At 69.6% G+C, this 12415-nt stretch carries 11 protein-coding genes; 4 read left to right on the forward strand and 7 right to left on the reverse strand.

Annotation, left to right across the window (positions count from 1 at the left end):
- Positions 1-91: 91 nt before the first annotated feature.
- Together PGN12_00745 and PGN12_00750 are read left to right on the forward strand one after the other, a co-directional pair.
- The gene (locus PGN12_00745; protein ID MEH3102418.1) at positions 92-1858 is read left to right on the forward strand and encodes an alpha-amylase family glycosyl hydrolase; all 1767 of its coding nucleotides are present in this window, start codon (positions 92-94) and stop codon (positions 1856-1858) included.
- A 132-nt stretch (positions 1859-1990) separates the two neighbouring features.
- The gene (locus PGN12_00750; protein ID MEH3102419.1) at positions 1991-3313 is read left to right on the forward strand and encodes an MFS transporter; all 1323 of its coding nucleotides are present in this window, start codon (positions 1991-1993) and stop codon (positions 3311-3313) included.
- A gap of 76 nt (positions 3314-3389) precedes the next feature.
- Here PGN12_00750 and maiA read toward each other — a convergent pair whose 3' ends face one another.
- The 5 genes from maiA to PGN12_00775 are packed head-to-tail and all read right to left on the reverse strand — an operon-like array spanning position 3390 to position 7305.
- Complete coding sequence (gene maiA, locus PGN12_00755; GenBank protein ID MEH3102420.1) at positions 3390-4037, reverse strand: maleylacetoacetate isomerase; 648 nt, start codon at positions 4035-4037, stop codon at positions 3390-3392.
- A 38-nt stretch (positions 4038-4075) separates the two neighbouring features.
- Positions 4076-4312, reverse strand: a complete 237-nt coding sequence (locus tag PGN12_00760; protein MEH3102421.1) for a hypothetical protein — start codon at positions 4310-4312, stop codon at positions 4076-4078.
- A 22-nt stretch (positions 4313-4334) separates the two neighbouring features.
- On the reverse strand, positions 4335-5570 hold the full coding sequence (locus tag PGN12_00765; GenBank protein ID MEH3102422.1) for an adenosylmethionine--8-amino-7-oxononanoate transaminase: 1236 nt from the start codon (positions 5568-5570) through the stop codon (positions 4335-4337).
- Positions 5567-6190 carry a dethiobiotin synthase gene (gene bioD / locus PGN12_00770; GenBank protein MEH3102423.1) on the reverse strand — a complete coding sequence of 208 codons (624 nt, stop codon included), beginning with the start codon at positions 6188-6190 and terminating at the stop codon, positions 5567-5569. Before bioD ends, PGN12_00765 begins: the two co-directional genes overlap by 4 nt.
- Positions 6187-7305: an 8-amino-7-oxononanoate synthase gene (locus PGN12_00775; protein MEH3102424.1), complete on the reverse strand. Its 1119-nt coding sequence runs from the start codon at positions 7303-7305 to the stop codon at positions 6187-6189. Before PGN12_00775 ends, bioD begins: the two co-directional genes overlap by 4 nt.
- 108 nt (positions 7306-7413) lie before the next feature.
- On the opposite strand from PGN12_00775, the gene PGN12_00780 reads away from it, so the two are divergent.
- Positions 7414-8226, forward strand: coding sequence for a DUF4336 domain-containing protein (locus PGN12_00780; protein ID MEH3102425.1), 813 nt, complete (start codon positions 7414-7416; stop codon positions 8224-8226).
- Between the two features lie 60 nt (positions 8227-8286).
- On the forward strand, positions 8287-8994 hold the full coding sequence (locus PGN12_00785; protein ID MEH3102426.1) for a FadR/GntR family transcriptional regulator: 708 nt from the start codon (positions 8287-8289) through the stop codon (positions 8992-8994).
- A gap of 340 nt (positions 8995-9334) precedes the next feature.
- Here PGN12_00785 and PGN12_00790 read toward each other — a convergent pair whose 3' ends face one another.
- Positions 9335-11134, reverse strand: a complete 1800-nt coding sequence (locus tag PGN12_00790; GenBank protein ID MEH3102427.1) for a dihydroxy-acid dehydratase family protein — start codon at positions 11132-11134, stop codon at positions 9335-9337.
- A gap of 18 nt (positions 11135-11152) precedes the next feature.
- The gene (locus PGN12_00795; GenBank protein ID MEH3102428.1) at positions 11153-12265 is read right to left on the reverse strand and encodes a galactose mutarotase; all 1113 of its coding nucleotides are present in this window, start codon (positions 12263-12265) and stop codon (positions 11153-11155) included.
- Between the last annotated feature and the right edge of the window lie 150 nt (positions 12266-12415).

The raw sequence follows: 12415 nt of genomic DNA on the forward strand, positions 1-12415 counted from the left end.
CCCCCGTCAACACCAGCCTTGCAAACGATTGCAAGGCTGCTATGCCCGTCATCACGCTCGAAGAAGCGCTGACACGGAGGAGAGGCGGGCAATGACCATGCAGCAGCGCTTCGCGGCGATCGGGCCGCGGCTGCGGCGTCAGCTCGCGCGGCTCTATTCCGATTACGACCTCGATGCGCTTTGGGCGACGGTCACCGCATCGCTCCACGCCCGCGCCGCCGAACGCCCCGCCGCGTTGCAGGCGCTCGACGAAGCGCGGGTCACCGATCCGGACTGGTTCGTGCGCGCCGACATGCTCGGCTACTCGACCTATGTCGATCGCTTCGGCGGCACGGTGAACGGGCTCGCCGCGCATGTCGATCATCTCGAGGCGCTGGGCGTGCGCTACCTCCACGTCCTTGCGCTGCTCAAGGCGCGCGCGGGCGACAGCGACGGTGGATTCGCGGTCGCCGATTACCTGAGCGTCGAGCCGTCGCTCGGGACGATGGCGGATGTCGAGCGGCTGACCGAACGGCTGCGCGCGGCGAAGATCAGCCTGTGCGTCGACCTCGCGCTCAATCACACCGCCGACGATCATCGATGGGCGAAGGCGGCGCGGGCGGGCGATCCGTTCTACCGCGACTTCTACATCGTGGTGGACGATGCCGAGGCGGCGGCGCGCGATGCCGAGCTGCCGCAGGTCTTCCCGACCACCGCGCCGGGCAATTTCACTTATGTGCCGGAAATGGGCGGGAACGTCTGGACGACCTTCTATCCGTTTCAATGGGATCTCAACTGGCGCAACCCGCAGGTGTTCGTCGCAATCCTCGACGCCGCGCTGCGGCTCGCCAATCACGGGTTCGAGGCGTTCCGGCTCGACAGCACCGCCTTCCTGTGGAAGCAACCGGGTACGACGTGTCGCAACCTGCCGCAGGCGCACTACATCGTCCGGGCCTTGCGCGCCGCGCTCGACATCGTCGCGCCCGCGACCTTGCTCAAGGCGGAGGCGATCGTGCCGACCGCGTTCGTCCCGCCCTATTTCGGGATGGACGAGGGCGACGGGTTCGAGCCCGAATGCCATCTGGTCTACAACAACTCGCTGATGGTCGCGGGCTGGGTCGGGCTCGCCGAGCGATCCGCGCAGCTGCCCGCCGCGATCGTCGCGGCGAGCGGTGGCCTGCCGTCGGGGGCGAACTGGCTGAGCTATGCGCGCTGCCACGACGACATCGGCTGGGGCGCGGTGCTGGGTGACCTGCGCGCGATCGACCCGGTACCCGAAGCGCGACTGCGCGCCGCCGCCGCCTTCCTGCACGGCGCGGGCGACAGCTGGGCGCGCGGCGTGCCGTTCCAGACGGATGGCGCGGTCCTGCACGGCACCAACGGCACGCTCGCCTCGCTCGCCGGGCTGGAAGCCGCGCGCGACGACGAGGCACGCGAGGCGGCGTTGCGGCGGATCACGTTGCTCAACGCGCTGTCGATTGCGACCGGCGGGCTGGCCACGACCTATATGGGCGATGAGGCCGGGCTGCTGAACGACTACGATTACGCCGACGATCTCGGGCTGGCGCACGAGGGCCGGTGGGTTCACCGCCCCGCGATGGACTGGTGGGCGCTGGAGACCCCGGCGGCATTGCGGATCAGCGGCGATCTCGTTGCGTTGCGCGACGCCCGGATTGCGGGCGCGGGGGCGGGCGCGCCGGCTTTGATCGCGACCGGGGATGCGGCGCTGCTCGGCATCGCGTGCGGGCGCGACCGGGTGTTCCTCAATTTCGCCGACCAGGAGATTGCGGTGCCGGAGACCGGCCGCGACCGGCTGACCGGCGCTGTCGTCGATGCCGTGCCGGCGTGGGGGTTGGTGTGGCTGGAGGGTGGCGCATGATGCCCGGCGATCCGTCATTCCCGCACAAGCGGGAATCCAAACGCGCGACGGTCACGCTTCCTGCGGTGCGGTCGGAGGTTCTGGATTCCCGCCTTCGCGGGAATGACGAAGCAGTGAGACGGGAGCCGTGAGATGAGCAAGCCGCGCCTGTCGCTGGCCCGGATCGTCGAGATGAACCTCGGCTTCCTCGGCCTGCAATTCTCGTTCGGGCTGCAACAGGCCAATATGGCGCCGATTTACGGCTATCTCGGCGCCGACGAGGCCAGTCTGCCGCTGTTATGGCTCGCCGGCCCCGTTACCGGGTTGCTCGTCCAGCCGCTGATCGGCGTGATGAGCGACCGGACCAACACGCGGCTCGGGCGGCGCACCCCCTATTTTCTGATCGGCGCGGTGCTGTGCAGCCTGTGCCTGTTCGCGATGCCGTACAGCCGCGCGTTGTGGATCGCCGCCAGCCTGTTGTGGATCCTCGACGCCGCCAACAATGTCACGATGGAGCCGTATCGCGCCTATGTCGGCGACCGGCTGGCGGAGGACCAGCGCGCGACCGGGTTCCTGACTCAATCGGCGTTCACCGGGCTGGCGCAGACCCTGTCGTATCTCGCGCCGTCGCTGCTGGTGTGGATCGGGTTCGACAAGGATGCGGTCGACGCCAACGGCATCCCCGACATCACGCGGATCGCCTTCCTGATCGGCGCATTGCTGTCGCTGTCGACGATCCTGTGGTCGGTTTGGCGGGTGCCCGAGCTGCCGCTGCCGCCCGAGGAACAGGCGCGGCTGGCGGCCGAGCCGCTGACGCTGCGCGCGACGCTTGCCGATCTGAAGTCGGCGCTGATCGAGATGCCGAAGCCGATGCGACAGCTCGCGCTGGCGATGCTGTGCCAATGGTATGCGATGTTCGCTTACTGGCAGTTCATCACCTTCGCGCTGGCGCGGTCCCTCCACGGCACCGTCGAGACCGGCAGCGGCGCGTTCCGCGACACCGTGCTGACGGTCGGGCAATTGGGCGCGTTCTACAATGCGGTCGCGTTCGTCGCGGCGCTGGCGCTGATGCCGCTGGCAAAGCGGTATGGCGCGAAGGCGGTCCATGCCTGCTGCCTCGCCGCCTCGGGCGCGGCGATGCTGGCGATCCCGGCGCTGCCGTCCGAAGGCTGGCTGTTCGTCGCCATGATCGGCATCGGGGTCGGCTGGGCGGGGATGATGGGCAATCCGTACATCATGCTGACCGGCATGATCCCGCCCGAGCGTAATGGCGTGTACATGGGCATCTTCAACATGTTCATCGTCATCCCGATGATGATCGAGAGCCTGTCGATCCCGCTATTCTACAAGAGCCTGCTCGGCGGGGATGCGCGTGGCGTGATCGTGCTGGGTGGAGTGCTGATGCTGGTCGGCGCGGTTGCGACGGTGATGGTCGGACGCGGGGCGGGAGTAGCACCTTCGTCGTCCCGGGCTTGACCCGGGACCCCGCTTCTTCTCGGCGACCGAACAAAGAAGCGGGATCCCGGATCAAGTCCGGGATGATGGCTGAAAACTACTCTGCGTCCGGCTGCCGCTCCGGCGCGGCATCGGCGAACGCGGGCAGCGCGAGACACTTCGCCTCGACCGCCAGCAAGCGCGGCCAGACCAGCTCGACTCCGAACCGCCGCGCATTGAACAATTGCGGGACCAGACACAGATCGGCGAGCGTCACCTGCGTACCGAAGCAACACGGCCCCTGCTTGTCCGCGAGCAGCGCGTCGCACGCGGCGAGCCCGTCGGCGATCGTGTCGCGCGCCCAGCCGCTGACCGCCGCCTCGTCGAGCCCGGCGGCGCGCAAACGTTGCAGCACGCGCAAATTCTGCACCGGGTGCGTGTCGCACGCGATCACCTCAGCGAACGCCCGCACCTGCGCGCGCGCGACCGGATCGGCGGGGAGCAGCGGCAAATCTGGGATGCGCTCATCGAGATATTCGCAGATCGCGAGGCTCTGCGTCAGCACCGCGCCGTCCCATTCGAGCGCCGGCACCAATCCTTGCGGGTTGACGCGAAGGTAATCGGGCGCGCGCTGTCCCCCGTGACGAAGGTGGTGGAAACAATCGCGCCACGCCACCTGCTTGAGCTTGAGCGCGATCCGCACCCGCCAGGCGGCGGTCGAGCGGAAATAGCCGTGGAGCAGCGGCACGTCAGGCGTCTCGGTCATGCTTCTCCCCTGTTTCGGGGCAGACTAGGCGCGGCGCGTCAGTTGCGCAGCAACGGAATGATCCCCTTGCGCCGACCTGCGCCATCGGCGGTCGCGCGCAAGGCCGCCGCCTCCATCGCCAGACGCTGCGCCTCGTCGAGCGACAGCGCCTCACGTGCCCTGGCCTCCAGCGCCGCCGCCCGCTCGCGGGCGATCGCGCGGTGATCCGCCCACCAACCACGCCAGCGGCGCCACAGGATCGATACGAGAAAGCGGCTGCGCGAAGAAAAGGTCATCCTCGCCAAACGCGCCGCCGCGTTATCGGTGGCGCGCGACTACGTCCGAAATGGCGAAATAGATGCGGTCGAGTTCGTCGTCGGTGATGCAATAGGGCGGCATGACGTAGAGCGTGTCGCCGAGCGGGCGCAGCAGCACGTCGCGTTCGCGGAACGCCGCCATCAGCCGCGGTGCGAGATCGGAGAGATACCCCTCGCCCGCGCCGATCTCGAACGCCGCGATCGTCCCCAGCAGGCGCGGGTTGCGGATGTCGCCCAGCGTCGCCAGCCGCGCCGCCTGCGCGTTGCCCAGCCGCGCGACGCGCTCCAGCACCGGCTCCTCGCGCCAGATCGCGAGATTGGCGGCGGCGGCGGCGCAGGCGATCGGGTTGGCGGTGTAGCTCGATGAGTGGAAGAACATCTTCGCGCGATCGGTCGACCAATGCGCGTCGAAGATCGGCTCGCTCGCCATCGTCACCGCCAGCGGCAGCGCGCCGCCGGTCAGCCCCTTGGACAGACACAGGATGTCGGGCTCGATCCCCGCCCGCTCGCACGCCAGCAACGTGCCGGTGCGGCCCCAGCCGGTCATCACCTCGTCGGCGATGAACAGCACGCCGTGCCGCGCGCAGACCTCGCGCATCTGCCGCAGCAGGTCGGGCGAGTAAAACAGCATCCCGCCCGCGCCGAGCACCAAAGGCTCGACGATGAACGCCGCCGCACCCGCCGCGCACGCACGATCGAGCGCGTCGAGCGTCGCCTGTTCCGCGCCCGCCGCCGGGAACGGGATCGTCTCGACGTCGAACAGCAGCGGCGCATAGGCGCGGTTAAACACCCCGCGCTGCCCGACCGACATCGCGCCGATCGTGTCACCGTGATAGCCATGTTCCATGACGAGGATGCGGTGGCGCGCGTCGCCCCGTGCCAGCCAGTAGCCGAGCGCCATCTTCAAGGCGACTTCGACGCTGGTCGATCCCGAATCGGAGAAAAACACCCGAGTCAGCGACGGCGGCATGATTGCGCGCAGCCCGGCGGCGACCTCCTCGGCGGGCTCGTGCGTCCAGCCCGCGAAGATCATCTGGTCGAGCCGCTCGGCCTGCGCGCGGATCGCGGCGGCGATCCGTGGGTGCGCATGGCCGTGCGTGGTCACCCACCATGACGAGATCGCATCGATCACGCGCCGCCCGTCGGCGGTGTGCAGCACCGCGCCCTCGCCGCGGACGACGCACGGGATCAGCTCGCGAAGCCCGTGCTGGGTGAAGGGATGCCAGACCGAACTCACCGGAAATCCTCGACATTAAAATTGTCGGCGAAGGCACCGGCGAGCGTCGCAGCGTTCAGGTCGGCGAGGCGCGGCAGCCGCCCGAGCCGCCGAACCTGGCCGATCTCGGCGATCACCGTCTCGCTGTCCTCGACCGGTTCGCCGATGAACGCGATGCCCAGCAGCGGCACGCCGCGCGCGCGCAGCGCCTCGATCGACAACAGGCTGTGGTTGATCGTGCCGAGCGCGGTGCGCGCGACCAGCACGACCGGCTGCCCCCACGCCGCCGCCTGATCGGCGAACGACCAGTCGCGGGTCAGCGGCACCAGCACCCCGCCCGCGCCCTCGACGACCAGCGGCCCGTCCCCCGCAGGCAGCGCGAGCCGCGCGGGGTCGATCGTCACGCCATCGATCTCGGCGGCGCGGTGCGGCGAGCAGGGTGTTGCGAGCCGATACGCCTCTGGCACCACCCGCGTCGCGTCGACGCCGAGTTGCACGACGCTGCCCGCGTCGCTGCCGTCCGCCAGCCCGGCCTGCACCGGCTTCCAGTAACGCGCGCCGAGCGCGACGGTCAGCGCGGCGGCGAACACCGTCTTGCCGACGTCGGTGTCGGTCCCGGTGACGACGATCGTCCCGCTCATGGCAATAGCTCCCTTAACACATCCGCCAGCGCGGCGATCTCCGCTTCGGTGACATGGAGCGTCAGCGCGATCCGCAGCCGCGCGGTCCCCGCAGGGACGGTCGGCGGACGGATGCCGCGCACGTCGAACCCAGCGGCCTGCACCGCTGACGCGACGCGCATCGCCTCGCGATCGTCGCCGATCACCAGCGGCACGATCTGCGACTCGACGCGCGCGCCGAGCGGCGACAGATGCCGCCGCGCCGCCTCGATCAGCGCATGGAGCCTTGCGCGCCGGTCGGGTTCGTCGACGACGACGCGCAGGCTCTCGCGCGCCACCGCCGCGCCGAGCGGCGACGGCGCGGTCGAGAAGATGAACGGCCGCGCGCGCGCCACGAGAAAGTCGCGCACCAGCGCCGGCCCGCACAGCACCGCGCCCTCGCAGCCCAGCGCCTTGCCGAAGGTATTGAGCGTGACGAGATTAGCGCGCCCGTGCCACGGCTCCGCCACGCCGCGCCCGCGCGCGCCCCACACACCGGTCGCGTGCGCCTCGTCGACGACCAGCATCGCGTCGTACCGGTCGGCCACCGCCAGATAGGCGGCGACGTCGGTCAGGTCACCGTCCATGCTGTAGAGGCTTTCGACCGCGATCCACGGCGTGCCGGTGCCGCCGCCCGCGCGCCACGCCGCGATCGCGTCATCGGCGGCCCGCGGGTCGCCATGCGCCGCCGCGACGCAGGGCGCGCGGCCAAGCCGCATCCCGTCGTGCATACTCGCATGGACCAAGGCGTCGTAAACGATCAGGTCGCCCGGCTGCGGCACCGACGACAGCAACGCGGTGTTCGCGGCATAGCCCGAGCCGAACGACAGCGCCGCCTCCGCGCCGAAGAAGCTCGCCGCCTCCGCCTCCAGCGCCTCATGCTCGGCGTCGTTGCCGCGCAACAGCCGCGACCCGCCCGAGCCGAGCGCGACGCCGCGCGCCAGTGCCGCCTGCGCCGCCGCGACCAGCCGCGGCGCGGTCGACAGCGCGAGATAATCGTTCGAGGACAGGTCGACGCCACGCCGCGGCGCCAGCGTGCGCAGGCGTCCGGCATCGGCGAGCGCGGAGAGATGGGCGCGTTGGGCGACAAGCTGCATCGGCGCGGCTATGCCGTCGCGGGTGCCGCTTGGCCAGTATCCGTGCCACCGATCGCGCGGCTCGGGCGTTGGCTGCGCTCGATCGACGGACGCAGAGGGAGCTGACCGATGGACCGCAACACCAAGATCGCGCTGGGCGGCGCAGCGGTCGCCGCCGGGGCGGTCGCCTGGCTGGCGGCGCGCGAACGCCGCAGCGACGCCCCCGCCAGCTACCCGCCGCTCGACGTGCTAAAGCCGTTCGGCAAGGATGTTTGGATCGTCGACAGCGGTCCGATGATCGCTTCCGGCCTGTCGCTGCCGATCCGCATGACGGTGCTGCGGCTGCCCGACCGCTCGCTGATGCTGCACTCACCGACCCGCTTCACCCCGGCGCTGGCGGCGGCGCTCGCCGAGCTGGGCGTGGTGCGGCACCTGATCGCGCCCAATATCGCGCACTGGACGCGGCTGCCGGGGTGGCAGCGCGCCTATCCCAAGGCGCTGTTGTGGGCCGCGCCGGGGCTCGGCGCGCGCGGGCAGGTGGAGCGCAGCGGGTTGCGGATCGACCGCGAACTGGGCGCGGTCCCCCCGCCCGAATGGGCCGATGCGGTCGACCAGGGGCTGATCGCGGGCGCGGCCGGGTTCAACGAAGTGTGGTTCCACCATCGCGCCTCACGCACGTTGGTCCTTACCGACGTCGTCCAGCATATGGAGCCGGAGCGGCTGCCGCCGATCACCGCCCTCATCGCGCGGCTGAGCGGCGGGGCATGGGGGACGACGCCGCGCTATCTGCGCCCGGTGCTGCGCTTCGGCGGGCGCGACCTGCGCGCGGCGGTGGCGACATTGGTCGCGCTCGCGCCCGAGCGGGTGGTGTTCGCGCACGGCCGGCCCTTCACCGAAGACGCCGCCGGGCAATTGCGCCGCGCGCTCGCCTGGGCCGAGTAACCGCGCCTTGCTCCAGCCGAGCGCATCCGCCTAAGCTTAGGCATGATAGCGGGGGGCAGCGTGGAGAGAAGCGAGCGGCGTGGGCCGGCGCATGTGACGATCGCGCGCGATCTGGGCGTCGCGATCGTCACCGGACGACATCCCGCCAGCGTCACGCTGCCCGGCGAGCTGGAGCTGGCCGAGCAATTCGGCGTCTCGCGCAGCGTGATCCGCGAATCGCTGCGGATGCTGAGCGCCAAGGGGCTGGTCGAAAGCCGGCCGAAGGCGGGAACGCGGGTCCGCGACCGCGCGCACTGGAATTTGCTCGACCCCGACATGCTGGCGTGGATGTTCGAGGGCGCGCCGTCGCTCGATTTCGTGCGCAGCCTCTTCCAGTTGCGGATGATCGTCGAACCCGCTGCCGCCGAGCTGGCCGCGCTTCAGCGCAGCGCCGCCGAGCTGTCGCGAATGGGTCATGCGCTGGAGATCATGGCGGCGCACGGGCTGCGCACGCAGGAGGGGCAGAGCGCCGACCAGCGTTTCCACGCAACGATCCTGCACGCGACCCGCAACGAGCTGCTGGTCAGCCTGTCGAGCAGCATCGCCGCGGCGGTGCGCTGGACGACGTTCTTCAAATACCGGACGCCCGCGCACTATCAGGACCCGATGCCGCTTCACCGCGCCTTGTTCGAGGCGATCGCCAATGGCGACGGCGCGGGTGCGCGCGCGGTGACCGAACGGCTGATCGGACAGGCGCAGCGCGACACCGAGATGGCGCTAGCGGCGTGACGGAGTGCGGAGCCGCGGAGATGTCGCGCACAGCGCCGCAGGTCCGCGCAGCACGACGTCACGCCGTCATTGCGCTCTACCAGGCGTTCTGGCCGTGATGCCCCCCGCACCGTTCGCCCTGAGCTTGTCGAAGGGCGTGTCCGGGGACCCGTGCTTCGACAAGCTCAGCACGAACGGCGCGGGGGGGGGGGGCGGCCGAAAGCCCGCTGCCCACCACCCCGGCGAAGGCCGGGGCCCAATCGGGAAGGCAGATGTAACGAAGCGCGACCTGCATCATCAGCGTCCCCCAACCGGGCCCCGGCCTTCGCCGGGGTGACGTTCGCGCATTGGTGATCAGACGTCAGTGATTATCGCGCGGCAGTCCCATGGTCTGCGCGATGCGCTGGTACTTCTCGGCACCCTCGAGGATCGCGCCGGTGCTCATCTGCCCGACGACCGCGCGCTGGATCTCCTGCCACGGCGTCTGCGAGGCCGGATAGGCATAGCCGCCCGCCGCCTCCAGCGCCGCGCGCCGCTCCGCCAGTTCCGCCTCCGGGATCAGCACGTTCGCCGTGCCCTTGCCGAGATCGACCCGCACCCGGTCGCCGGTCTTGAGCAGCGCCAGCCCACCCATCGCCGCCGCTTCCGGCGAGGCGTTGAGGATCGACGGCGAGCCGCTCGTCCCCGATTGCCGTCCGTCGCCAATGCACGGCAGCGCATGGACGCCCTCGGTGATCAGATAGGCCGGCGGGCGCATGTTGACGACCTCGGCCGCGCCCGGATAGCCGATCGGGCCGGCGCCGCGCATGAACAGCAACGTCTCGGGCGTGATCCCGGTCGCGGGATCGTCGATCCGCGCGTGGTAATCCTCCGGCCCGTCGAACACCACCGCCGGCCCCTCGAACGCCTCGGGGTCGTCGGGGTTCGACAGGTAACGGTCGCGGAACTCCGGCGAAATCACGCTGGTCTTCATCACCGCGGCGTCGAAGAGATTGCCCGACAGCACGATGAACCCGGCCTCTTCCTTCAGCGGCGCGTCATACGGGCGGATCACCTTCTCGTCCTCGATCGCCACGCCGCGGCAATTGTCGCCCATGGTCTTGCCGTTGACGGTCAGCGCATCCTCGGCGATCAGCCCCTGTTCGATCAGCTGGTTGACCACCGCCGGCACGCCGCCTGCGCGATAATAATCCTCGCCCAGATACTCGCCGGCCGGCTGCAGATTGACCAGCAGCGGCACCTTGTGCCCCTCGGTTTCCCAGTCCTTGATCGGCAGCTCGACCCCGACGTGGCGCGCGAGCGCCGCGAGGTGGATCGGCGCGTTGGTCGATCCGCCGATCGCGGAATTGACCTTGATCGCGTTGTGGAAGGCGTCCTTCGTCAAAATGTCCGAAGGCTTGAGATCCTCGGCGACCATCTCGACGATCCGCTTGCCGGTGAGATACGCGACCTCCTGCCGGTCGCGATACGGCGCCGGGATCGCCGCCGAGCCGGGCAGCGACATGCCGAGCGCTTCGGCGAGCGAGTTCATCGTCGTCGCGGTGCCCATCGTGTTGCAATAGCCGGTCGACGGCGCCGACGACGCCACCAGCCGGATGAACTCGGCATCGTCGATTTCGCCGGCCGCGAGCAGCTGCCGCGCCTTCCAGACGATCGTGCCCGAGCCGGTGCGCTCGCCCTTGTGCCAGCCATTCAGCATCGGCCCGACCGACAAGGCGATCGCGGGAATGTTGACCGTCGCCGCCGCCATCAGGCACGCCGGGGTCGTCTTGTCGCAGCCGATCGTCAGCACCACGCCGTCGAGCGGATAGCCGTACAGCACCTCGACCAGCCCGAGATACGCCAGGTTGCGGTCGAGCCCGGCGGTCGGACGCTTGCCGGTTTCCTGGATCGGATGCACCGGGAATTCCAGCACGATCCCGCCCATCTCGCGCACGCCCTCGCGCACCCGCTCCGCCAGCACCAGATGGTGGCGGTTGCAGGGCGACAGGTCCGAGCCGGTCTGCGCGATGCCGATGATCGGCTTGCCCGAGCGCAGTTCCTCCAGCGTCAGCCCGAAGTTCAGGTAGCGCTCCAGATACAGCGCCGTCATGTCGATGTTCGCCGGATTGTCGAACCACGCACGGCTGCGCAGCGTCGTCGGATCGTGGGGGGCGGTCATGTCAGCAAACTCCGGGGATCAGCGCGCCACCGAGACGCGGTACACCATGCGGTGATGATAGGGCTTACCCGGATCGACCCGCGCCGAACCGAACGACGGCTGGTTCGGGGTATTCGGGAATTTCTGCGGCTCCAGCGCGAAGCCGTCGCCCATGCGATACACGTGGCGCTGCTTGCCGACAAACGTGCCGTCGATGAAGTTGCCGGAATAGAATTGCACGCCCGGCTCGGTGGTCAGCACCTCGAGCACGCGCCCCGACGCGGGGTCCTCGACGCGCGCCGCCAGCCCGGGCTCCTTGGTCGCGCCCTTGTCGAGCGCGAAATTATGGTCGTAGCCGCGCCCGATCACGATCTGCGCGTCGCTGCCGTCGCGCACGCTCTGCCCGATCGCGCGCGGCTTGGTGAAGTCGAATACCGTGCCGGCCACCGGCGCCAGCTCCCCGGTCGGGATCAGCGCCGCGTTGACGGGGGTGTAGCGCGCCGCCGGGATCGTCAGCAATTGCGGGTAGATGCCCGCCGACGAGCCCTCGCCCGCCAGATCAAAGAGCGCATGGTTGGTCAGGTTGACGACCGTCGCGGCATCGGTCTTCGCGTCGAGGTCGATGGTCAGCGCGCCCTTGTCGTCGAGGCTGTAGGTCGCCGACACCTGCAGCGTGCCGGGATAGCCCTGATCGCCCGCCGGACTGGTGATGACCATCGTCACGCTCGCCTGCGGGCCCGACTTCACCGAGGTGATCCGCCAGATATATTTGTCGAAGCCCTTGGTGCCGCCGTGCAGCGAGTTGGTCTTGTCGTTGAGCGGCAGCTGATAGGCCTTGCCGTCGATCGTGAACTTGCCGCCCGCGATCCGGTTGGCGTAGCGGCCGACGGTCTGGCCCCAGAAATTGGGATTGGTGACGTAGCTGGCGGCATCGTCATAGCCGAGCGTGATATCGGCGACCTTGCCGTTGCGGTCCGGCGCGTTGAACGACTGGAGCGTCGCGCCGAGCGTCATGATCCGCGCGCTGACGCCGTTGCTGCCCTTCAGCGTCACCGCCTCGATCGCGGTCCCGTCGGGCAAGGTGCCGAACGCGGCGCGCTCCGCCGTTGCGGCCAGCGCCGAAGAGCTCGCCAAAACACCCGCCAGCGCCATGCCTGCGCCCACACTCCAACGCGCCACCGAAATGCTCACCGACACCCCTCCCGCACTTGCCAGCCAACAGCGTTTGCCGCATTGACCGCTTCTTCGCGGCGAATATAGTCAGACATATCTCTGCGGCGCAACCCCGCCGCGCGAACATGA

Origin of the sequence: Sphingomonas phyllosphaerae, assembly GCA_036946405.1 — a bacterium.
GTDB lineage: Bacteria > Pseudomonadota > Alphaproteobacteria > Sphingomonadales > Sphingomonadaceae > Sphingomonas > Sphingomonas phyllosphaerae_D.

What these genes read in the sequence shown, in the direction of transcription:
- PGN12_00760 (MEH3102421.1), bottom strand. Translation starts at nt 4,312, where the DNA reads ATGACCTTTTCTTCGCGCAGCCGCTTTCTCGTATCGATCCTGTGGCGC.
- PGN12_00745 (MEH3102418.1), top strand. Translation starts at nt 92, where the DNA reads ATGACCATGCAGCAGCGCTTCGCGGCGATCGGGCCGCGGCTGCGGCGT.
- PGN12_00780 (MEH3102425.1), top strand. Translation starts at nt 7,414, where the DNA reads ATGGACCGCAACACCAAGATCGCGCTGGGCGGCGCAGCGGTCGCCGCC.
- bioD (MEH3102423.1), bottom strand. Translation starts at nt 6,190, where the DNA reads ATGAGCGGGACGATCGTCGTCACCGGGACCGACACCGACGTCGGCAAG.
- PGN12_00775 (MEH3102424.1), bottom strand. Translation starts at nt 7,305, where the DNA reads ATGCAGCTTGTCGCCCAACGCGCCCATCTCTCCGCGCTCGCCGATGCC.
- PGN12_00795 (MEH3102428.1), bottom strand. Translation starts at nt 12,265, where the DNA reads ATGGCGCTGGCGGGTGTTTTGGCGAGCTCTTCGGCGCTGGCCGCAACG.
- PGN12_00750 (MEH3102419.1), top strand. Translation starts at nt 1,991, where the DNA reads ATGAGCAAGCCGCGCCTGTCGCTGGCCCGGATCGTCGAGATGAACCTC.
- PGN12_00790 (MEH3102427.1), bottom strand. Translation starts at nt 11,134, where the DNA reads ATGACCGCCCCCCACGATCCGACGACGCTGCGCAGCCGTGCGTGGTTC.
- maiA (MEH3102420.1), bottom strand. Translation starts at nt 4,037, where the DNA reads ATGACCGAGACGCCTGACGTGCCGCTGCTCCACGGCTATTTCCGCTCG.